The organism is Microbacterium sp. TPU 3598 (assembly GCF_002356155.1).
GTDB lineage: Bacteria > Actinomycetota > Actinomycetes > Actinomycetales > Microbacteriaceae > Microbacterium > Microbacterium maritypicum_A.
In genome coordinates this window covers 3,113,655-3,134,584 of the sequence record NZ_AP017975.1, presented here as the reverse complement: position 1 = coordinate 3,134,584, position 20,930 = coordinate 3,113,655, and the positions used below count along the sequence as shown (strand labels likewise).

Here is a 20,930-nt window from a genome sequence, read left to right as displayed (position 1 = left end):
TCACTTCCCCGCCGCGGAGTAGCTTCTGCACGACGCAGTTTCGGGTGAGGGCGGGGCACACGGCCGAAACGGTCGGCTACGCGCACAATGGGGGGACGATGACGACCGCCTTCTCTCGTTCCGTCTCCGTGGTGATCCCGGTACGGAACGACGCCCGCCTGCTGGAGGTGTGTCTGCGGGCGCTCGAGCATCAGACCCGGATCGCCGATGAGATCGTCATCGTCGACAACGGCAGCAGCGACGACACGGTCGCCGTCGCCGAGGGGTTCGGGGCACGGGTCGTCACCGAGCCGGTCCCGGGCATCCCGCGCGCATCGGCGGCCGGTTACGACGCGGCGACGAGCGACATCATCGCCCGGCTCGACGCCGATTCCCGCCCGGGGCCGGATTGGGTGGAGCGGATCGAGCGCACCTTCCGCGACCGCCCCGACGTCGACTTCGTCACCGGCGAACCGCGCTTCTACGGTTCGACGCCTCTGGTGCGTTGGATGGGGACGCATCTGTACATCGGCGGCATGTACGCCTCGATGACTCCGGTCCTCGGGCACGCACCCCTCTATGGATCGAACATGGCGATGCGTGCCTCCGTCTGGCGGGTGCTGAGCGGAGAGGTGCATCGGGAGGCGACGAACATCCACGACGACTTCGACCTGTCGTTCCATGTGCGTCCGGAGATGACGGTGCTGCGCGATCGGGGCCTCGTGGTCGAGGTGTCGGCGCGACCGTTCCAGGACTGGGCGTCTCTGCGACGGCGGTTGAGCTACGTGCTGCCCACGGTGCGGTTGCATCTGTCGCCGGAGCCTCTGCATCAGCGGCGCCGGGCTCGGCGCGAGGCCGATAGGTCCGCAGCCGGTCGGTGACGCCGGAGGCGGGTCAGTCGCGAGCCCGCGTGTAGAGATCGAGCAGGTCGGCGGTCAGCTGGTGCGGTGTGGTCTCGCTCGGGCTGTGTCCCGTCGGGTACGCCCGGAACTCCGCGCCGATCTCGCGTGCATACCGTTCGTGGGCGGCGAGCGGCCACAGGTCGTGCGATCCCGCGACGACGAGCTTGGGCATCGGCAATCCCCGCACGCGGCTGCGCAGATCGGGAGCGGCCATCATCAGGCCGACGATCTCATCGACGCTGCGTCTGCTCGTGAGCGCGAACCGCGAGCGGACGAACTCGAGGCGCCGTGGGGGCACCCGGTTCTTGTTCGTCACGATCCCCCAGATCATGAGGCCGGCGCCGCGACGAGGACTCGCGATCGGGGCGAGGGGTCCCAGCCACTTCATGCTCGCGAACACGTTGCCGGAACCGGGAGGAGTGGTCAGGAGCGTGAGGGAGAGCACGAGGTCGGGGCGACGGACGGCGACCAGCTGTGCGACGGTGCCGGCGAACGAGTACCCGAGCAGATGCGCCGGCGCGCCCGCGTCGAGGAATGCGACCAGGTCGGCGATGAACAGCTCGTACGTGTAGGCGGAGTCTGCGCCGGCCGCGTGCGACTCGTACTGCCCGGCGAGGTCGAACGACTGCACGAAGTACCCCGCCTCGGCCAGCAGCGGCAGCATCAGGGCGAAGTCTTCTTTGGAGCCGGTGGCCCCGGGCACCAGGACCACGCGCGGACGCTCGGGTGCGCCCAGCGAGATCACGGACAACTCGCCGCTGGGGGCGCGGAACCACGATCTCGTCGATCCGGCGGGAGGCACGGTCCAGTCGACGTCCCCGATGGCCGCGTCGAGAGAGGCCGGGGCGCCGGGCGCCCGTCCGCTCCTGGAATCAGTCGACACGCTGACACGGTACCGCTCGGTTCCGCCGAGCAGAAGCACGACGCGAGCACATACGCCTTTAGTTGCGCTTTGGCAACTAAAGGCGTATGGTTGACCTCGATCAACTTTCTACGCAGGAGCGTTACCCCGTGACACACACCCCATCCGCACCCCCCGAGACGACCCGGTCGGCTCGCGAGGTCTTCACCGCGATCTCCGGACTCGTCGTCGGCATGTTCGTCGCCGTGCTCTCGGGCACCGTGGTGTCGACCTCGATGCCGGTCATCATCGCCGACCTCGGCGGCACGCAGTCCCAGTACACCTGGGTCATCACCGCGAGCCTTCTGGCCACCGCCGTCTCGACCCCGATCTGGGGCAAGCTCGCCGACCTCGTCGACCGCAAGGTGCTCGTCCAGATCTCCCTCATCCTCTTCACGGTCGGCACCGTGATCGCCGGCTTCTCGACCGACACGAACATGCTCATCGCGGTCCGCGTCATCCAGGGCATCGGCGTCGGCGGCCTGATGTCGCTCGTCATGATCGCCGTGGCCCTCATCATCTCCCCGCGTGAGCGCGGCAAGTACATGGGCGTCGTCGGCGGCATCATGGCCCTCGGCACCATCGGCGGCCCGCTGCTCGGCGGACTCCTCACCGACGTGTGGGGCTGGCGCTCCAACTTCTTCGTCGGCGTGCCGTTCGCGATCCTCGCCCTGGTGCTCCTGCAGTTCACCCTGCACCTGCCGAAGCCCCAGCGCGACACCAAGGTCTCGATCGACTACTTCGGCATCGTGCTCCTCGCGGTCGGCGTCTCGACCCTCCTGATCTGGGTCTCGATGGGCGGCAACCAGTTCGACTGGGACTCCTCGACGAGCATCATGCTGATCGTCACCGCCGCGGTCGCGATCGCCGCGTTCATCACGGTCGAGTTCTTCGTCAAGGAACCGATCGTCCCGATGTCGCTGTTCCGCAACCGCACCTTCACCCTGTCGGTCATCGCCTCGATCGCGATCGGCGTCTCGATGTTCGCGACGTCGGTGTTCCTCGCGCAGTACTTCCAGCTCGCCCGTGGCGCCACGCCCACCGAGTCCGGCCTCATGACCATCCCGATGATCATCGGCCAGATGGGGGCGTCGATCATCATCGGCCAGCTCGTGAGCCGCTTCGGCAAGTGGAAGGGCTGGATGCTGACCGGGTCGGTCCTCGCGACCGCCGGCGTCAGCCTGATGGCCACGCTCCGCTACGACACCCCGTTCCCGCTCGTCGCCGTCTACATGTTCGTGCTCGGCGCCGGCCTCGGCATGGTCATGCAGAACCTCACGCTGATCGTGCAGAACGACACTGCTCCGCAGCAGCTGGGCGCCGCCTCGTCGAACGTGAACTTCTTCCGCACGATCGCCGGCACCATCGGCGTCACCGTGATGGGTTCGCTGCTGTCCACCAGCGTCGCGAACTACATCACCGATGCGCTCGACGGCTTCGTCCCGTCGACACCCGCCGAGATCGACGCGCTCAAGCACCTCGCCTCGGGTGACGTCCCCAAGGTCGGTCAGCTGCCCGACACGATCCGCACGATCGTCGAAGGAGCATACGGCCACGGCATCGCCGATTCCTTCATCATCGCGATCCCGCTCGCGGTGATCGCGATCATCGCGATCGCGTTCATCAAGAACAAGCCGCTGTCGACCAAGAACGCCGCCGAGCAGATGCTCGAGCAGGCTGAGGAATCGGTGATCGAGGTCTCCGAGGCCGAGGTCGGAGCCTCGCTCTCCACCGGAACCATCCGGATCGAGGGTGCCGGCAGCGCCCCCGCGACCGGTGCGGTCCGCGTTCTCGAGCGCGACGATCGTGCCCGTGATGACGTTGCCCGCGAAGACCGGGACGGGGAGCGCTGAGGTCATGGCCTCGGCAGGGGTCGCGGCGTCGGATGTCGACAGTGCGCTCGGTGACCTCCAGGCGCATCTGAACCTCATCTTCGCGAGGACCCGGTCGCTGTGGAAGGAATCCGCAGCCCGGGTCCACCCGGAGCTGCAGGTGGCCGGCTACAAACTGCTGACCTTCATCGACAGGGCGGGAACGGCCAACGCGCACGAGATCGCCGAGCGGTTCGAGATGGACAAGTCGGTCATCAGCCGTCAGGTGCGGATGCTGGAAGAGCTCGGTCTCCTCGAGTCCCGCCCCGACGAGCGCGACGGTCGGCTGCGGGTGCTGAGCGTGACCGCCACGGCCTGTGATGCGCTCGCCGCGGTCCGCCGCGACTACGGCACCCGTCTCCAGGCCGTGATCGATGAGCTGACTCCCGAAGAGATCCGGGCGGCGTCAAAGGCCTTCCGGCTGCTGGCCGAGGTCTGACCCGAAGCCCCGCCGTCACGATCGACGGCGGGGCTTCGCCGTACACTGGCGAGCATGAGCGCCTCCTCCGACGCCCCTGCCGATGATGCCGCCGATGATGCCGCCGATGATGCCGCCGATGATGCCGCCGATGATGCCGCCGATGATGCCGCCGATGATGCCGCGGGGGCCCCTGGCGAGACCCGTGCATCCGCTGCCGCGACCGACCTGCTGGGCGACGCCGACCTCGACCAGGCCGTCACCAGGGTCGAGCAGGAACTGGGTCGACTCTTCGCGCGGATCCGCATCGGCTGGCGTGAGGCCGCAGCGACCGTGCATCCCGATCTGCAGCCCCTCGGCTATCAGGTGCTGACCTCCATCGCGACGGGAAAGGCGACCTCGGCCGGAGCGATCATCGAACGGCTGCAGACCGACAAGTCGGCGGTGAGCCGCCAGGTGCGACAGCTCGAACAGCTCGGACTCGTGGAGAGTGTGCCGGACCCGCAAGACCGCAGGGCCCGTGTGCTCGTGGCGACCGACCTGGCGCAGGAGCGGGTGGCGCTCGCCCGTTCGCGCTATGAGGGGCGCATCGGCGAGCGGCTGCGCAACTGGACCGCGGCCGATCTCGACCACTTCGCCGATCTGCTCGCCGGCCTCGGCGGCTGAGGGAGACGACCGACCTCGTCCGGCGGAGCGAAACGCCGACCGGGAATATGCTGATCCCCTCGCGCCTTACCTCCCACTGTGAATCTCTACGAGCCCGCCGTCTTCGGCGCCCTGCAGCTGTCCAACCGCGTCGTCATGGCGCCTCTCACCCGCACCCGTGCGGATGACGACGGTGTCCCGACCGCGACGATGGAGGAGTACTACCGGCAGCGTGCGGGGCAGGGGCTCATCATCTCCGAGGGCACGTGGCCGGTCGCCGAAGGCAAGTCGTACCCCGGGCAGCCGGGCATCGTGACGCCCGGGCAGATCGAGGGGTGGAAGCCGATCACCGCAGCCGTCCATGACGCGGGGGGAACGATCGTCATGCAGCTGATGCACGGTGGCCGTGTGGGGCACCCCGCCATCTCGGGCGAGGCGCGAGTCGTCGGTCCGAGTGCGCTCGCGGCACCCGGGCAGACGCGCACGCCCGAGGGCAAGGCCGATCTGCCGGTTGCTCATGCGCTCACCCTCGACGAGATCCCCGAGGTCGTCGACCAGTTCGCGCAGGCCGCCCGCAACGCGATCGCCGCCGGCTTCGACGGTGTCGAGGTGCACGGCGCGAACGGGTACCTCGTGCACGAGTTCCTCTCGCCGGTGTCGAACATCCGCGAGGACTCGTACGGCGGATCGCCCGAGAACCGCGCGCGCTTCGCGATCGAGGTCACCGCGGCCGTCGCCGGTGCTGTCGGAGCCGACCGCACCGGCATCCGCCTGTCGCCGCAGCACAACATCCAGGGTGTGCTGGAGGAGGACGATGCGGATGTCCGCGCGACCTACACGGCCCTCGCCGAGGGTCTCGCGCCGCTCGGCCTCGCGTTCATCGACGTGCTCAACGCCGACCCCGCCGGAGAGCTCGTGCAGCACATCCGTCGCACGGCGGGTGCGCCCCTGATCGTCAACACCGGCTTCGCGGCGGAGACGACCAAGGATGAGGCCGAGTCGCTCGTCGCCGACGGACGGGCGGACGCCGTCGCCGCCGGTCGTCCCGTGATCGCGAATCCCGACCTGGTCGAGCGCTGGATCCAGGGAGCCGAGCTCAACGACCCGCGTCCCGAACTGTTCTACGGCCGGACCGCCGAGGGATACAGCGACTACCCGTCGCTGGAGTCGGTGCGCGCCGGAGTCTGAGGCGGCGTCGACAGGCGCGTGAGGGCGAGGTCGATGAGGGCGAGAGCGTCCCGCGGGATCACCGCGGTGCACACGACGTGCTCGTCGACCCGGAAGCCGATGCTGTAGACGAACGGGTCGGTGTCGACGCACAGCGCGGGATGCTCCTCGCCGTCGACCTCGACCGAGGCGTCCGATGCCGAGGCGGCCGTGGTCTTCCCGGTCCCGTCGGCGTCGGCACGGGGGTCGGTCGAGAGGCCGAGCTCGCCGCGGAAGCGGTTGCGCAGGATGTGGTCGGTGTGCGCGGCGAGCTGCTCGGCGAGAGAGGCCCCCTCCCGGCCGGGCGATGCATGCCAGGTCGTCCGCACCGCCTCCCACAGCATCGGGTACCGGAGGGCCTGCACCTGCGCGATCAGCCAGGCCGGACGACCCCAGGGCGGCTCTTCCGTGAGGGAGCGCCGTGTGGGTTCGTCCAGCTCGATCTCGTTGCGGGGATCGGCATGGTCGTCGGGGTGCCGCCACAGCGTGTAGCTGAACGATGCCGAAACCTCGTCGCGGCCCGCTGCGCCGGAGATCTCCATGAAGCCGGCCACGGGGAGTCGCGTGAGAGCGCGCTGCGGCTTCAGCTCGAATACCGGGAAGGGGAGGCTCTGCAATCGGGCATCGGACTCGATGCTCGGGTCGGGGGCATCGGTCGGGACCACTCCGCTGTACTCCATCGGTCCAGTGTGGCGCGATCGCTCCCGGATCACAGCACGATGTCGCCCGCGGTGTCGAGAGTCCGCCATCCGGACTCCCGCGCTCCCGGTCGCGGGAGCGTGTCCGCCTCGACCAGTGCTCCGAGGTCGATGCCGGTGAGTGCGGCGATGTCGGCGATCGGCACCTGGAACGTGCGGAAGGCGCCGAGCGGGGGGACGGCGAGCGTCTCATCCCGCATGTCGACGAGGTCGGACTGATCGAGCACGAAGCCCGCGGCGGCGAGGCCATCCGGTCCCTGCCACGCGGCGACCTTCCAGAAGCGGAGGGGCACGCGGATGCCTCGGTAGGGAGGATCGCTCTCGGCGAGCACCGGGGCGGTGAACACCGACAGGCGCTGATCGGTGCTCTCGGCGTAAGCGAGCACGTGGTCTTCGAGGCCGAGCCACAGTTCCTTCGACTGGTTGAATCCCGCAGCCTGCGGTGCAGCGTTGGGATAGAAGAAGGTCGCCTCGCTGGCGGCGCGCGCGGTCTGCGTCGGTCCCCATCCCGGGTCTCGTCGCCGCACGAGGTGCCCGCGGTCGAGGTCGTTCCGCGTGTACACCTCGGGTCCCGTCTGCTCGTCGGCCGGGAGGCGGTCGTCGAGTCGCCAGTCGCCGGTGCGCGGCAGGTCCTGCAGCGTGGCGCCGTCGATGTTCACCGCCGTGACCGCCGCGAGACGCCGCTCGGGGTCGAGCAGCACCGTGAATCGCGGATACGGGAGCGAACGCATCTCGCGTTCGGGACAGGGGAGGGGGAGCCGTTTCCCGAGGAAGTCCGATTCGTAGCCGTCGGTCATGCCCCCATCGTGCCCGGTGCCTCCGACGTGCGCACCCCGAAGTCGAAGCAGACCATGCGGATCTTTTGACATAGGTCAAAAGATCGCCTACGGTCGAACCATGGCCCAGGCACCCGATCGCGAAGACGTCGAAGATGGCATCGTCGGGTCGACCGCGGCGGAGATCTCCGAGAGCGTGCGCGACCTCGTCGAGCGGGGCGCATACGCTCCGGGAGACCAGCTGCCGTCGGTCAGATCCCTCGCCGCTCGCCTCGGCGTGAACAGGAACACGGTGCTGGCGGCCTATCGTTCGCTGGTCACCGCGCGCATCGCCGCCACGGGTGGCCGCACCGGAACCACGGTGCTCGGGCCGGCGCAGAACCCCGACGAGGGATTCACCCCCGGCTCGGTGCTGCGTGATCTCGGCAGCGGCAATCCCGATCCCGCCCACCTTCCCGACCTCGCAGCCGCCTTCGCCGCTGTCACGCCCGGCCACGTGCTCTACGGTGAGTCCGTCATCGACGCCGACCTCGCCGAATGGGCGACCGAGTGGATCGCGGCCGACCATCCGCGTCCGTTCCGCCTGTCGATCACCGCCGGGGCGGTCGATGCCGTCGAGCGCCTCTTGGCCCAGACCCTGGTGCAGGGCGACCGCGTCGGGCTCGAAGACCCGTGCTTCCTCTCCAGCATCCACACCGCGCGTCTCGCCGGATACGTGCCGGTCACCATCCCCGTCGATCGCGAAGGGATGACCGTCGCCGGCCTGCGTGCGGCCCTCGAGAGCGGCGCGCGCGCGATCGTCTGCACGCCGCGTGCCCACAACCCGACCGGTGTCGGCACCAGTCCTGCACGCGCACGAGAGCTCCGCGAGGTCCTCGCCGATCATCCGCACGTGCTCGTCATCGAAGACGACCATTTCTCGATGCTCGCACCCACGCCCTACGAGAGCATCATCGCCCCCACGCAGCAGCGGTGGGCGCTGGTCCGCTCGGTGTCGAAGTTCCTCGGGCCCGACATGCGCCTCGCGGTGACGGCATCCGATCGGGTGACCGCTCAGCGTCTGGCGCTGCGCCTGAGCCCCGGAACCATGTGGGTGAGCCATGTGATGCAGCGGCTCGCCGCCACGATGCTGCGCGATGACGAGACCCGGGAGCTCATCATCGAGGCGGGCGCGCACTATGCGGGGCGCAACCGCCTCTTCGTGTCGATGCTCGTCGAACAGGGGATGCATGCGCAGGCGGACAGCGGGCTCAACGTGTGGGTCGACGTCCGCGACGATGCGACGGAGATCAGCCGTCGCCTCGCTTCGCGCGGGTGGCTCGTGCGCCCCGGCTCCGAGTTCGCGCTCGATCCCGGCAGCTCGCAGGGCTCCACCCAGCTTCGCCTGACCGTGCACACGCTCGACGACGCGGAGATGCAGCGCCTCGTCGACGACCTCGTCGGGGTCGCCGGGGGCTCGAGCGCGGCGGGGGTGGAGGCGTGACCACGTCCCGGCCGGAGAGGGCCGATCATCGGATCGGACGCTCCTCGCGGTTGGAAGGCGTCCTGTACGACCTGCGCGGACCGGTTGCCGAGCGCGCGGCCGAATTGGAGAAGCGCGGAGAGTCCATCCTCCGTCTCAACATCGGCAACCCCGCCCCGTTCGGCTTCGACGCCCCGCCGGCCATCGTCGAGGCTCTCCGCTCGGCGTTGCCTCAGGCGCACGGCTACTCCGAGTCGGCCGGTCTTCCCGAGACCCGCGAAGCGATCGGAGCGCATTACGCGCTGCGCCCCGGATTTCCCGCACTGGGGATCGACGACATCACCGTGGGGAACGGCGTCTCGGAGCTCGTGGGGCTGACGCTGCAGGCGCTGCTCGAGCCGGGCGACGAAGTGCTCATCCCGAGCCCTGACTACCCCTTATGGACGGCGTCGACCGTGCTGGCCGGAGGGCGAGCGGTGCACTATCCGTGCCTCGAGGCCGAAGGATGGACGCCCGACCTCGCCGCGATGGAGGCGGCGATCGGTCCGCGAACCGCGGCCATCGTGGTGATCAACCCGAACAATCCGACCGGTGCGGTCTACACGCGTACGGTCCTCGAGCGGATCGCCGAGCTCGCGCGGCGCCACGGCCTCCTGCTGCTCTCGGACGAGATCTACGACCGGGTCGTCTTTCCGGGATACGCGCATGTGTCCATGGCGCAGGTCGCCCCCGACGTTCCGTGCGTCACGTTCGCCGGGCTGTCCAAGACCCACCGTGTCGCGGGCTACCGTGCGGCATGGATGACGACGACGGGGTTCCACCGCGACGATCCCTTCCTCTCCGGGGTGCGTCTGCTCGCCTCGATGCGCATGTGCGCGTCGGTGCCGGCCCAGCACGCGATCACCGCGGCCCTCACCCACGACGACTCGCTCGACGCTCTGGTGGCGCCCGGCGGCCGGCTGACGCGGCAACGGGATGCGGCCCTCGAAGCGCTCGAGGCGATTCCCGGGGTCGATACGCAGCCGGCGGGTGGGGGGCTCTACCTCTTCCCGCGACTGGATCCCGAGGTGCACGGCATCGAAGACGACGAGCAGCTGGTGCTCGACTTCCTCGACGCCGAGCGAATCCTCCTCGTACACGGCAGGGCCTTCAACCTGCAGACGCCCGACCACCTCCGAATCGCTTTCCTTCCGGAGGCCGAAGTGCTCACCGACGCGCTCCGTCGGCTCGGAACGTTCCTGAACGGGTACTCGCCGCCAGGACGCTGAGCACATCCGACCCGGTGGAGTGACCGAGTGGCCAGGTCGCGGTCCGCAAGACCGTGCACGCAGGTTCGATTCCTGCCTCCACCTCAACCGGGCTCATGCGAGCCGCCGCCGACGAAGGGCTTCCACGATGGACAGCGCATTCATTCCCGCCGCCAAGCCGATCATCGGCGATGACGAGGTCGCCGCCGTCGAACGCGTGCTCCGCAGCGGCATGCTCGCCCAGGGGGCGGAAGTCGCAGCCTTCGAAGCCGAGTTCTCCGCGCAGTTCCTCGACGGACGGACGGCGGTCGCCGTCAACTCCGGCACGAGCGGTCAGCTGCTCGGGCTCATCGCCGCAGGCGTGGGTCCGGGGGATGAGGTGATCGTCCCCTCCTTCACCTTCGCGGCCGTCGCCAACTCCGTCGTCCTTGCTGGGGCGACTCCGGTCTTCGCCGACATCGAGCCGGCGCACTTCACCCTCGACCCCGAACGGGTGCGGGCGGCGATCACCCCGAGGACGAAGGGGATCATGCCCGTGCACCTGTACGGGCACCCCTTCCTCGTCGATGGCATCGAAGCGCTGGCGGCAGAGCACGGACTCGCCATCTACGAGGATGCCGCGCAGGCGCACGGAGCCGCCTGGCGCGGACGTCCGGCGGGAACCATCGGTGCGTTCGGGATGTTCAGCCTGTACCCCACCAAGAACATGACCGCCATCGAGGGCGGCATCGTCTCGTGTGCTCGGGACGATCTCGCCAGGACCGTCCGCCTGCTGCGCAATCAGGGGATGGAGACGCAGTACGCGAACGAGATCGTCGGGTACAACAACCGCATGAGCGAGGTACATGCTGCGGTGGGGCGTGTGCAGTTGCGCAAGGTGGGAGAGTGGACGCGGCAGCGACAGCGGAACGCCGCCCTGCTGGATGCCGAGCTCGCCGGCCTCCCCGGTCTCACCGTGCCTCCGGTCGCTCCCGAAGCCGAGCACGTCTACCACCAGTACACCGTCCGCATCGCCGACGGCGAGCGGGATCGTGTGCGTGATGCCCTGCGGGACGAGCATGGGGTCGGCGCAGGCGTCTACTACCCGATCCCGAACCATCGGCTGCCGTCCCTGCAGAGGTTCGCCCCGGAAGCGGAGTTGCCGGAGACCGAGCGGGCAGCGCAGGAAGTGCTCTCCATCCCGGTTCATCCCTCACTCTCGTCCGCCGATCTCGAACGGGTGATCGATGGGCTCCGAGCGGTGCTCGCGGCCGGTCGCTGATCGGTTCCGTCACACGGACCTGTCACGGTCGATCATCACGCGGCGAGCGTCAGCCACGCTCGAGGCGAGTGCCCGATGCGCTGAGCGAACACCCGCGAGAACGCCGATGAGCTGGCGTAGCCCAGTTCCGCCGCCACGGTGCTCACGGACACGCCCGCGCGCAGTTGCTCCTGGGCGATCGTGAGCCGCCACTCCGTGAGATAGTCGCCGGGGGAGCGCCCGAGCACCTCTTTGAAGCGGGCGGCGAATGCGCTTCGCGACATCGTGGCGGTGCGGGCGAGGGCCTCCAGGCTCCAGGACTCTCCTGGGGCCTCGTGCATCGCGACCAGTGCGGGGGCGAGCCGCTCGTCGGCGAGGCCGGGTATCAAGCCTGGCGGGAGGTCGAGTCGTTCGGCGTGATCGAGCATCCACCGCAACAACTGGATGAGCACGACCTCGAACATGCGATCCGCCACCAGGGGGCGACCGCACCGCACGTTGTCGACCTCGGAGAACATCAGGTCGAGTGCGGGGCTGAGCGTCTCGACCTCGTCGAGCGGCAGGACGATCGACGACGGCAGAGTGCGCACCAGCGGGTGCGTGGCGCCGCCGTCGAAGTCGAGCGTCGCGCAGGCGAAGTCGGATTCATCGGTCGGTGCGTTGAGGAAGGAGTGGTCGATCGGGCGGGGGAAGAACAGCAGGCTCGGTCGGGTGATGACCTCGCGCTCTGAGCTGCCGTCCGCACGGCGGTGCGTCACCTCCATCTCGCCGCGGCGCAGGACGTGCAGGAAGCCGTGGCCGCCGCTCGCCGGAAAGACCGTCGTTCCGCAGAGGGGGCCGTTGTGGAACAGCCGGGTCCGCACGCGGAAGCGTTCGAGCAGGGGAGAGAGGCGGTCGACGGCGGGCATACCTTCAGTATCGTGGACGATATGTCATGAAAGCAAGACTCTTTGGTGCGTATCGTCCGATATGTTTCGAAAGACTGAAGTGAGCCCGGATCCGGGCCCATCCCGTCATCGAAGGAGCATCCCGTGCCCAACGTCCCTCTCATCGACCGCGACAACGCCACCGGAAACGTCAAGGAGCAGCTCGACCAGATCGCCGGCGCTTTCGGAGCCGTGCCGGCCATGTTCCGCGCCGTCGCCAATTCTCCTGCTGCTCTCACGAGCATGTGGAGCGCATTCGGTGCCTTCGGCGGAGGATCCCTCGGCGCGGCGCTCGGCGAGCAGATCGCCGTCGCCGTCGCCGACCGGAACTCGTGCCAGTACTGCCTCGCAGCGCACACCGCCCTCGGCAAGAAGGCCGGTCTCAGCCGCGAGACGCTCACCGCCGCGCAGAGCGGCGAGTCCGACGACCCGCGCACGGCGGCACTGCTCGCCTTCGCGCTGAAGCTCGTCGAGGAACGCGGCCAGGTGTCCTCGGCGGACGTCGACGCCGTGCGCGCGCAGGGCTGGACCGACGAGCAGATCGTCGAGACGATCGCACAGGTCGCGCTGAATCTGTTCACGAACTACGTGAACATCGCTCTGGATGTCCCGATCGACTTCCCGAGCGTGGCGCTGCGTCGCGCGAGCTGAACGCCGCCACGCAGAAGGGGCCGGGTCCGTGCGGACCCGGCCCCTTCTGCGTGCACGGTCGGCTTCTGCGTGTGCTGCGCGCCTCGTAGGCGGCGGCGTCAGGCGGGGGAAGTCGGCTTCTCGACCGCATCCAACCAGGCGGCGATGGTGGAACGAGCCGCCTTCTCGAGCTTCGGTCCGTAGGCTCTGGCATCCTCGCGGATGATGCGCGGATCGATGCCGTTGTGGTGCAGCTCGTGCGCGTGGCCGATCAGCCAGCGACCGATCGTGCGGTGGTCGGCCTCGAGGTGGAACTGCAGGGCGAGCACGGCGTCCGTGCTGAAAGCCTGGTTCGGGAACTCGGGCGTAGAGGCGAGATGGCGGGCGTTCGGGGGAATCGTGAAGGCGTCGCCGTGCCAGTGCAGCACCGGCATGCCGTCGAGCGGACGCAACGGCGAATCGAGGCCCTCCGTGGTGAGGTCGAGCGGTGCATAGCCGATCTCGACCGCACCTGTCGGGCGCACCTCGGCACCCAGCGCCTCGGCGATCAGCTGCGCGCCGAGACAGATCCCCAGCAGAGGCCGCCCGGAGCGGAGTCGATGGGAGACGGCCTCCTTCGACGCATGCAGCATCGGATAGCCGTCGGCGTCGTGCACGCCGATCGGACCCCCCAAGACGACCAGGAGATCGGCGTCATCCACCCGCTCGATGTCGATGGCCTCGATCCCGAGGTCGACGTACTGCACGCGATACCCGCGTTCGCGCAGGAGCGGTTCGATGTTTCCCAGGTCTTCGAAGTGCACGTGCCGGAAGGCGAGCGCGGTGCGCTCCCACGGGGTGGCGTTCGTCATGCGGGCAGCCTTTCTGCGACGTATTCGGCGAGCTCGGTGAGACGGTGCGAGTACCCCCACTCGTCGTCGTACCAGGCGGAGATCTTCACCTGCGACCCGATCACCCGGATCAGCCCGGCATCGAGGATCGACGAATGCGGATCGATGACGGTGTCGGCGATGGCGATCTCGTCGTCGGCGCAGCGCAGGATGCCCTTCAGCGGGCCGTCGGCGGCGGTCTCATAAGCGGCTCTGACCTCGTCGACCGTGACCGGACGGGAAGCGGTGACCGTGAGATGCGTGATGGAACCGCTGATCGCCGGGACGCGCAGGGCGAAGCCGTCGAGACGGCCCTCGAGTTCGGGGATCACGCGTCCGATGGCCAGCGCCGCCCCGGTGTCGCCGGCGGAGATCTTCGTGCCCTTCCCTCCGGCGGATCGTGGATCGGAGTGCGGGATGTCCTGCAGGAGAAGGTCTGCCGAGTCGGCGTGGATCGTCGTCATGAGGCCGGCGTCGATGCCGAAAGCCTCATGGAAGACCTTCGCCACGGGGGCGAGGCAGTTCGTCGTGCAGGAGGCGCTGGAGATGACGTGGTGCCGGGTCGGGTCGTAGGTGTGCTCGTTGACCCCGCGCATGAACGTGCCGTCGTCGCCCGCGGTGGGAACGGTCATGATCACCTTCCTGGCCCCTGCGGTCAGATGCTTCCTCGCGTCTTCGGACCGGGTCTCGGCCCCCGTGGACTCGATCACGATGTCGATCCCCAGTGCCGCCCACGGAAGCCGCAGCGGATCGCGCTCCGTGAACATGCGGATCGCGTGGCCGTTGAGGAAGAGGTGCTTGTCGTCGAACCGCACGCCGCGGGTCGACGGACCGCTGTGACCGTCTCGCTGCAGCAGCTCGGCGAGAGCACGGGGCCCGCGCGGATCGTTCACCGCGACGAGCTCGAGCTCCGAGCGGCGGGCGAGCAGCAGGCGGAGCTGGTTGCGGCCGATCCGGCCGAGCCCGTTGACGGCGATCCTCGTTGGCATGGTGGTCCCCTCCGTGGCGCGGTCCCCCCGTGCCGATGATAGTTTTGGCCTATGCCAAAATTATCACATGTGCGAAGCGGAGATTCCTGGGAGTTCGAACGCGCCGGCGTGCTGTTCGACTGCGATGGCGTCTTGGTGGACTCGGTCGCGTCGGCGGCTCCCGCCTGGGAGGCCTGGGCGCGTCGGCACGCCCCGTCGTTCGACTTCCTCCGGGATGCGCCGCATGGCATGAGGCCGAGTGAAGTCGTCGCGGGTCTGGTGGGCCCGGATGCCGCGGCCGCCGCGACTGCAGAACTGGTCGCCCTCGAGATCGAGGCGGCCGTGCATACGAGAGCGATCCCCGGTGCCGCACGCCTCGTGGGGTCGTTGCCGCGTGATGTCTGGGCGGTCGTGACGAGCAGCAATAGCGCCGTGGCGCTGGCCCGGTTGCAGAGCTCCCACGTGCCACGGCCTCCGACCCTGGTTGCGGCGGAGGACGTGCCTCGCGGTAAGCCGGAACCCGACCCGTACCTCCTCGGCGCCTACCGGCTGGCGCGTGCTGCCGAGGACTGCATCGTGTTCGAGGACTCGGTCCCGGGGATCCGCTCGGCTCGCGCGGCGGGTGCCGGATTCGTCGTCGGCGTCGGAGCAGGATCGGCCGACGGCGATCCCGACGTGGTGGTCGCAGACCTCCGCGCGGTTCGGTGGCGGGACGGCGTCCTCGTGGTCGACACCGCCGGCGGGGTCGACTGACGTGCCGGTAGAGCGTCAGTCGAGCGTCGTCAGGGCGCGGTCGATCACGTCCATGGCGATGTCGATCTGATCGTCGGTGGTCGTGAGCGTCGGCAGGAATCGGATGACGTTCGAGTCGCTGCCCGCGGTCAGCAGCAGGATGCCGTGCTGGGCCGCGTAGGCCGCGATCGCCGACGCGGCCCCGGCTGCCGGCAGCGACGTGTCGGGGTCGCTCAGCTCGAACGCGTACATCGCGCCGATCCCGCGGACGTCTCCGATCAACGGGTGGCGGGAGGCCAGGGCGGCGAGATGGTCCTGGAGGCGTGCGCCGATGCGCAGAGCCTCCGCGAAGAAGTCGCCGCGGTCGAGCTCGTCGAAGACCGAGAGGGCGGCGGCGATGGAGACCGGGTTGCCGCCGAAGGTGCCCCCGAGCCCACCCGGGTCGGGCGCATCCATGATCTCGGCGCGACCGGTGACGCCGGCGAGCGGGAGTCCGGCCGCGATGCCCTTCGCCGTGAGCACGAGATCGGGGATCACGCCGAAGTGCTCGCTCGCGAACCAGGTGCCCGTGCGGCCGAGCCCCGTCTGGATCTCATCGGCGATGAACACCACGCCGTTGCGCGTGCACCATTCCTGCAAGGCGGGGAGATATCCGTCTGCAGGAACCACGAATCCGCCCTCGCCCTGGATGGGTTCGGCGATCAGAGCGGCGAGGTCGGCGGTGCCGATGCGCTGTTCGAGGTGGGCGATCGTCCGCTGCGCCGCCTGCGCGCCGGTGAGTCCATCGCGGTAGGGGTACGAGTTGGGCACGCGGTGGATGTCGGGGGCGAAGGGCCCGAACCCGGTGCCGTACGCGGCCTTGTGGTTCATCGCGAGTGTGAGGTTGGTGCGCCCGTGGAAGGCGTGGTCGAGGGCGGCGACCGCGCGGCGACCGGTGTATCGACGAGCGATCTTGACCGCGTTCTCGACGGCCTCCGCGCCGGAGTTCACGAACACCGAGCGCTTCTCATGGTCGCCCGGCGTCTTCTCGGCGAGGCGCTCCGCCAGTCGCACGTAGCCCTCATAGGGGGTCACCGTGAAGAGGGTGTGCGTCACCTGCTCGAGCTGTGCGGCGGCGGCGGCGATCGCGGCCGGATTGCCGTGCCCGATGGTGGTGACGCCGATGCCACTGCCCAGGTCGAGGAAGCGGTTGCCGTCGACATCGGTCACCCAGGGACCCTCGGCGTGCGCGATGTACACCGGCAGAATGCTCCCGACACCGCGCGCGACCGTTCTCGTGCGACGTTCGTGGATCGACCGGCTGCGCGGGCCGGGCACCTCGGTCAGGAGGGAAGGCGCGGCGGACGCGTCGGGGAGGACGAGAGACGAGGGCATGGCGGCTCCTTGGGTGAGCGGTGCCGAGCGAAGGACCTCGCCCGGTCGATTCGGCCTAAGACTATGTTACAGTTTGACCTATGTCAAAAATGGAAGCACCGGTCGGCTCCGACGACCGCTATCCCACGGCGTTCACCGTCGAGGACTTCCGGCGCAACCTCGCGGGCGTGGAAGCACGCATCGCCGCGGCGGCGCGCCGAGCGGGCCGTGACCCGGACGAGGTGACGCTGCTGCCGGTGAGCAAGACCGTTCCGACCGATCGCGTCCGGGTCGCGATCCAGTCGGGTATGCGCCTGCTGGGCGAGAACAAGGTGCAGGAGGCGGTGCGCAAGAACGGCGAGACCGCCGACCTCGATGTGTCGTGGTCGATCATCGGACACCTGCAGACCAACAAGGCGAGAGATGTCGCCGCATTCGCTGCGGAGTTCCAGGCTCTCGACCGGCTGCGCGTCGCCGAGGCGCTCGATCGGCGTCTCCAGGCCGCGGGTCGCAGCCTCGATGTCTTCGTGCAGGTGAACACCTCGGCCGAGGACTCGAAGTTCGGGATGCCCCCCGAAGAGCTCCCGGCATTCCTGGAGGCGCTTCCCTCCTACGGGACGCTGCGGGTGCGGGGCCTGATGACGCTCGCCATCCTCACCCCCGACGACACCCGCGTACGTGAGTGCTTCTCCCTGCTGCGCACGCTGCGAGATCAGGCCAGAGAAGACGCCCCCGACCTGATCGGTGCGGGCGAGCTGTCGATGGGCATGTCGGGCGACTACGAGATCGCCGTCGAAGAGGGGGCGACCTGCGTGCGCGTGGGGCAGGCGATCTTCGGAGCCCGCGCGCTCCCGGACAGCTACTACTGGCCCGAGGGCTGAACGCGCGTGCTGCAGACCCTGCGCGCGTACGTCGAACTCACCAAGCCCCGCATCCTCGAGCTCCTCCTCGTCACCACGATCCCGGTCATGGTGTTCGCTGCCGATGGCCTGCCCGATCTGGGTCTGATGGCGGCGGTGCTCATCGGCGGGGCGCTGAGTGCCGGGTCCGCCGGTGCGTTCAACATGTACATCGAGCGGGAGAGCGACGCGCTGATGGAACGGACGGCTCAGCGTCCGCTGGTCACTGGCATCGTCTCACCGCGGGCTGGGCTGACCTTCGCGTGGGTGCTCGCCGCAGGCTCCGTCGTGTGGATGCTGACTCTGGTCGGTCCGTTGCCCGCTGCGCTCTCGACAGCGGGACTCGTGCTCTACGTGGCGTTCTACACGGTACTGCTGAAGCGTCGCACCGAGCAGAACGTGGTCTGGGGCGGTGTCGCGGGGTGCGTTCCCGTGCTCGTCGGCTGGAGCGCGGTGCGAGGCGGCATCGAATGGCCGGCCGTCGTGCTGTTCCTCGTGGTCTTCTTCTGGACTCCGGCGCACTACTGGCCGCTCTCGATCCGGTACCGGGACGACTACCGGCGTGCGGGCGTGCCGATGCTCGGTGCGACGCGCGCCCCGGCCTATGTCGCCGTCAGGGTGATCGGGTTCGCCGTGGCGACGGTCGTGTGCTCGCTGGCCCTCCCGCTCGTCGCCGAAGTCAGCGGACTGTACGTGGTGACGGCACTCGCCGCAGGCGCGGGTTTCCTCTTCTCTGCGTACCGCATGCGCGTGCGCGACCGGCGCGGTGCGGAGCTGCGCCCCATGCTCGTCTTCCGCGCGTCGATCGTCTATCTCGCGGTGCTGTTCCTGGCGGTGGGCATCGATCCGCTCTTGACGCGATGACGCGATGACGCGATGACGCCGCGCCGCGGAGGGAGCCTCAGTCGTCGGTGCGGAAGCCCGCCGGCTTGTGGGTGCCGTCGCAGAAGGGCTTGAGCGCCGAGAGGCCGCAGCGGCACAGTGCGACCGTGCGGCGGTGCTGTGCGATCTGCTCGCCGTCGGCCGTGCGCAGATCGATCTCGCCCCGCACGAGCAGCGGGCCGTCGGGGTACGGCGTGATCGTCGCGCGATCCTCGCCGCTCACGACGGTGTCCGTTCGCGGAGGGATGAGGCACCCGCGGACCAGGACTCCAGGATGTGCGCCCCGCCCCACCCGTCCATCGTGAGGCCGGCGGCGGCACCGAACATGATGTCGGGCAGGAGCTCCGGGCGGTCCTCGGCGAGGCTGCCGGCGAGGTCTCGGGCGGCGATCTGCTCGTGCACCGCGTCGGCCTCGACGTGCTCGTCGAAGTACTCGGTGACATCGGGGGCGAACCCCAGCCGGCGCAGACCGTCGGCGTACAGGCGGCAGGGAATCGACGAGGTCATCTCGTAGGCGGCCAGGTGTCCGACGATCGAACCGACCAGGCGGCGATTGAGTCCGAACATCGACATCATGTTGAGTGACGCGAGCGTGACGGCGGGCAGATCGTCGATGTATGCGCCGTAGGTGTCATCGAGACCGGCCGCACGCATCGCTCGCGCGAAGAGGGTGGCATGCACGCGATGCGGGCGTCCGCCGCCGTACTCGTCGGACTGGATCTCGACGAGCGCCGCCTTGGCGCGTCCGTCCAATCGAGGAATCGCCCAGGAGTGCGGGTCCGCCTCGCGCAGTGTGTAGGCCGAACGCTGGATGAGCATCTCCTGCGCCTGCGCCTCGGTGGCCTTCTTCGCGAAGTACCGCGAGAGACTCGGTCCGGAATCGGCGCCCGCGAGCGCGAAGAGCGCTCGACCGACGGCATCCACCGTCGGCTCCGGGAGGTCAGGCATCGGCACCTTCGCGCGCAACTCGCCCTCGAAGGCCGCTTCGAGCAGGCACCGGGTCGCGAGGAGCGCGGGATCCCACTCCCGATCGGGATCGAGCTGCGGGAGCGATCCGTAGGCGGAGGCGTAGAGCACGAACAGGGCGAGCTGGACGTCGTCGTCGCGGACGACGTCGGCGCTCGCCGCGACGACCTCCTCGGCGAGGGTGGTGTGGTCGCCGGCGTCTTCCGCGCCGGTGAGATGCGCGATCACGGCGCTGCTCACCGGCCCTCTGTCGGAGAATGCCAGGGCTGGTGCGGATGCCGGGGCGGTTGCCGGGGCGGATGAGGTCATGTGTCGAGCTCCCAATCGATGCGGACACTCCGTATCCTGCGCGGAACGGTGGGATCCGGCCAGGGACTTGACGTGGGCTCTTCCGTGAGCCACGCGCGGGAGCTGCCGGAGCGATGCGCGGGGTGGACTGCGGGCGCGGCAGTAGGCTGACGTCGATGACGCCGACGGCCTCCTGGTCCCACTACGCCTCACCGCGCCATGCGATGCGACGATTCCTGATCTCGTGCCATGGAGCCGGGGAACAGGCGGGCCTGCAGCCGCCTTTCCGTCAGCGGGCACTCCCGACCCGCGGCCTCGTCTACATCTCCGAAGGGCGCGGCACCTACGAGGAGTACGAGCCGCGCGGCCTGCAGGTGCCGGTGGCGGGCCCGGCGGTGATCTGGCTCACGCCCGGAGTCCGTCACGGATACGGCTCCGACGCCCGGGGGTGGTCGGAGCACTGGGTGCTGTTCGAGGGCGAGCCCTTCGCGGCATTCGAGACGACCGGACTGGGAGGGCGCCACCGGCCGGTGCAGAAACTCCTCCGGCCGGTCGAAGACGCGGATGCGATCTTCCGTGAGCTCTGCGTGGCTGTCGCCGCGGTGGGGGCGCGGGCGGAGATCGCCGCATCGGTCGCGACGCAACGGCTCCTGCTCGCCATCCTCGATGCCGCGGATCCGGCGGAAGGGGCGGCGGCCGGTGCCACCATCGTCGACCTCGTCACTCGTGGTGCGACCCGGACCCTCTCGGTCGCCGAGCGGGCAGCCGCCGTCGGGCTCACCGCGCGCGAGCTGGGGGATGCCGTGCGTTCCGCGACCGGGCTCACAGTGAACGATCTGGTCATCGAGGTGCGCATCGCGCAGGCCCAGTCGCTCCTGGCGGAGACCAGGCTCGATGTGGGCCAGATCGCCGCGCAGGTCGGCTACGACGACGCGGCCTATTTCTCCCGACTCTTCCGCCGGCGCACGGGGGCCGCGCCATCGGCGTTCCGCCGGCAGCAGGCCCGATCGCGCTTCGACTGAATACTCCAAGTCGCGGTCGGTTCATCCCGGATAATCCAATGATCCGGCGG

Annotated in this window: 22 protein-coding genes and 1 tRNA gene; 14 read left to right on the top strand and 9 right to left on the bottom strand. The window is 69.2% G+C overall.

From position 1 onward, the window contains the following. Window positions 1-98: 98 nt before the first annotated feature. The gene (locus MST3598_RS14970; protein WP_029259930.1) at window positions 99-860 is read left to right on the top strand and encodes a glycosyltransferase family 2 protein; all 762 of its coding nucleotides are present in this window, start codon (window positions 99-101) and stop codon (window positions 858-860) included. A 13-nt stretch (window positions 861-873) separates the two neighbouring features. On the opposite strand, the gene MST3598_RS14965 is transcribed toward MST3598_RS14970, so the two are convergent. Further along, window positions 874-1,764, bottom strand: coding sequence for an alpha/beta fold hydrolase (locus tag MST3598_RS14965; RefSeq protein ID WP_029259931.1), 891 nt, complete (start codon window positions 1,762-1,764; stop codon window positions 874-876). A 128-nt stretch (window positions 1,765-1,892) separates the two neighbouring features. Here MST3598_RS14965 and MST3598_RS14960 point away from each other — a divergent pair, with 128 nt between their 5' ends. The 4 genes from MST3598_RS14960 to MST3598_RS14945 all read left to right on the top strand — a co-directional run bounded on the left by MST3598_RS14960 (window position 1,893) and on the right by MST3598_RS14945 (window position 5,904). Continuing rightward, a complete protein-coding gene (locus tag MST3598_RS14960) occupies window positions 1,893-3,635 on the top strand; it encodes an MDR family MFS transporter (RefSeq protein ID WP_029267562.1) in 1,743 nt (580 codons plus the stop codon). After that, the gene (locus MST3598_RS14955; RefSeq protein ID WP_021201257.1) at window positions 3,598-4,092 is read left to right on the top strand and encodes a MarR family winged helix-turn-helix transcriptional regulator; all 495 of its coding nucleotides are present in this window, start codon (window positions 3,598-3,600) and stop codon (window positions 4,090-4,092) included. Before MST3598_RS14960 ends, MST3598_RS14955 begins: the two co-directional genes overlap by 38 nt. 54 nt (window positions 4,093-4,146) lie before the next feature. Then, window positions 4,147-4,737: a MarR family winged helix-turn-helix transcriptional regulator gene (locus tag MST3598_RS14950; RefSeq protein WP_231924890.1), complete on the top strand. Its 591-nt coding sequence runs from the start codon at window positions 4,147-4,149 to the stop codon at window positions 4,735-4,737. A 78-nt stretch (window positions 4,738-4,815) separates the two neighbouring features. Further along, complete coding sequence (locus MST3598_RS14945) at window positions 4,816-5,904, top strand: alkene reductase (protein WP_029259935.1); 1,089 nt, start codon at window positions 4,816-4,818, stop codon at window positions 5,902-5,904. Here the strand turns inward: MST3598_RS14945 and MST3598_RS14940 are convergent. Beyond that, window positions 5,868-6,602 carry a hypothetical protein gene (locus MST3598_RS14940; RefSeq protein ID WP_051668106.1) on the bottom strand — a complete coding sequence of 245 codons (735 nt, stop codon included), beginning with the start codon at window positions 6,600-6,602 and terminating at the stop codon, window positions 5,868-5,870. The genes MST3598_RS14945 and MST3598_RS14940 overlap by 37 nt on opposite strands. A 29-nt stretch (window positions 6,603-6,631) precedes the next feature. Next, complete coding sequence (locus tag MST3598_RS14935) at window positions 6,632-7,417, bottom strand: DNA/RNA non-specific endonuclease (RefSeq protein ID WP_029259937.1); 786 nt, start codon at window positions 7,415-7,417, stop codon at window positions 6,632-6,634. A 100-nt stretch (window positions 7,418-7,517) separates the two neighbouring features. Here MST3598_RS14935 and MST3598_RS14930 point away from each other — a divergent pair, with 100 nt between their 5' ends. From MST3598_RS14930 to MST3598_RS14915, 4 genes are all read left to right on the top strand, one after another. After that, window positions 7,518-8,879: an aminotransferase class I/II-fold pyridoxal phosphate-dependent enzyme gene (locus tag MST3598_RS14930; RefSeq protein WP_051668103.1), complete on the top strand. Its 1,362-nt coding sequence runs from the start codon at window positions 7,518-7,520 to the stop codon at window positions 8,877-8,879. Then, complete coding sequence (locus MST3598_RS14925; RefSeq protein WP_051671161.1) at window positions 8,876-10,126, top strand: pyridoxal phosphate-dependent aminotransferase; 1,251 nt, start codon at window positions 8,876-8,878, stop codon at window positions 10,124-10,126. Before MST3598_RS14930 ends, MST3598_RS14925 begins: the two co-directional genes overlap by 4 nt. A 13-nt stretch (window positions 10,127-10,139) precedes the next feature. Next, a tRNA-Cys gene (locus MST3598_RS14920) sits at window positions 10,140-10,210 on the top strand. A 43-nt stretch (window positions 10,211-10,253) separates the two neighbouring features. After that, window positions 10,254-11,366 (top strand): DegT/DnrJ/EryC1/StrS family aminotransferase, encoded by a 1,113-nt coding sequence (locus tag MST3598_RS14915; RefSeq protein ID WP_029259940.1) that lies wholly within the window; start codon window positions 10,254-10,256, stop codon window positions 11,364-11,366. A 35-nt stretch (window positions 11,367-11,401) separates the two neighbouring features. Here MST3598_RS14915 and MST3598_RS14910 read toward each other — a convergent pair whose 3' ends face one another. Then, window positions 11,402-12,253, bottom strand: a complete 852-nt coding sequence (locus MST3598_RS14910; protein ID WP_021201249.1) for an AraC family transcriptional regulator — start codon at window positions 12,251-12,253, stop codon at window positions 11,402-11,404. A gap of 123 nt (window positions 12,254-12,376) precedes the next feature. On the opposite strand from MST3598_RS14910, the gene MST3598_RS14905 reads away from it, so the two are divergent. Beyond that, window positions 12,377-12,922 carry a carboxymuconolactone decarboxylase family protein gene (locus MST3598_RS14905; RefSeq protein ID WP_021201248.1) on the top strand — a complete coding sequence of 182 codons (546 nt, stop codon included), beginning with the start codon at window positions 12,377-12,379 and terminating at the stop codon, window positions 12,920-12,922. Window positions 12,923-13,020: 98 nt separating this feature from the next. Here the strand turns inward: MST3598_RS14905 and MST3598_RS14900 are convergent, their stop codons facing one another. Together MST3598_RS14900 and MST3598_RS14895 are read right to left on the bottom strand one after the other, a co-directional pair. Then, window positions 13,021-13,752 carry a glutamine amidotransferase gene (locus MST3598_RS14900; protein ID WP_021201247.1) on the bottom strand — a complete coding sequence of 244 codons (732 nt, stop codon included), beginning with the start codon at window positions 13,750-13,752 and terminating at the stop codon, window positions 13,021-13,023. Then, complete coding sequence (locus MST3598_RS14895; RefSeq protein WP_096359616.1) at window positions 13,749-14,759, bottom strand: type I glyceraldehyde-3-phosphate dehydrogenase; 1,011 nt, start codon at window positions 14,757-14,759, stop codon at window positions 13,749-13,751. The genes MST3598_RS14900 and MST3598_RS14895 overlap by 4 nt, the downstream gene beginning before the upstream one ends. A 69-nt stretch (window positions 14,760-14,828) precedes the next feature. Between MST3598_RS14895 and MST3598_RS14890 the strand changes: the two genes are divergently transcribed. Continuing rightward, the gene (locus tag MST3598_RS14890; protein WP_197024853.1) at window positions 14,829-15,491 is read left to right on the top strand and encodes an HAD-IA family hydrolase; all 663 of its coding nucleotides are present in this window, start codon (window positions 14,829-14,831) and stop codon (window positions 15,489-15,491) included. 15 nt (window positions 15,492-15,506) lie between these two features. On the opposite strand, the gene gabT is transcribed toward MST3598_RS14890, so the two are convergent. Beyond that, on the bottom strand, window positions 15,507-16,844 hold the full coding sequence (gene gabT, locus MST3598_RS14885) for a 4-aminobutyrate--2-oxoglutarate transaminase (protein ID WP_051671163.1): 1,338 nt from the start codon (window positions 16,842-16,844) through the stop codon (window positions 15,507-15,509). An 80-nt stretch (window positions 16,845-16,924) separates the two neighbouring features. Between gabT and MST3598_RS14880 the strand changes: the two genes are divergently transcribed. Continuing rightward, on the top strand, window positions 16,925-17,704 hold the full coding sequence (locus MST3598_RS14880) for a YggS family pyridoxal phosphate-dependent enzyme (RefSeq protein WP_051671164.1): 780 nt from the start codon (window positions 16,925-16,927) through the stop codon (window positions 17,702-17,704). 6 nt (window positions 17,705-17,710) lie between these two features. Then, window positions 17,711-18,586, top strand: coding sequence for a heme o synthase (locus tag MST3598_RS14875; protein WP_029259945.1), 876 nt, complete (start codon window positions 17,711-17,713; stop codon window positions 18,584-18,586). A 37-nt stretch (window positions 18,587-18,623) separates the two neighbouring features. Here MST3598_RS14875 and MST3598_RS14870 read toward each other — a convergent pair whose 3' ends face one another. Continuing rightward, on the bottom strand, window positions 18,624-18,827 hold the full coding sequence (locus MST3598_RS14870) for a CDGSH iron-sulfur domain-containing protein (protein WP_029259946.1): 204 nt from the start codon (window positions 18,825-18,827) through the stop codon (window positions 18,624-18,626). Then, window positions 18,824-19,879, bottom strand: coding sequence for an iron-containing redox enzyme family protein (locus MST3598_RS14865; RefSeq protein ID WP_096359614.1), 1,056 nt, complete (start codon window positions 19,877-19,879; stop codon window positions 18,824-18,826). The genes MST3598_RS14870 and MST3598_RS14865 overlap by 4 nt, the downstream gene beginning before the upstream one ends. Before the next feature lie 155 nt (window positions 19,880-20,034). Here MST3598_RS14865 and MST3598_RS14860 point away from each other — a divergent pair, with 155 nt between their 5' ends. Beyond that, window positions 20,035-20,880: an AraC family transcriptional regulator gene (locus MST3598_RS14860; RefSeq protein ID WP_051671165.1), complete on the top strand. Its 846-nt coding sequence runs from the start codon at window positions 20,035-20,037 to the stop codon at window positions 20,878-20,880. Window positions 20,881-20,930: the final 50 nt, after the last annotated feature.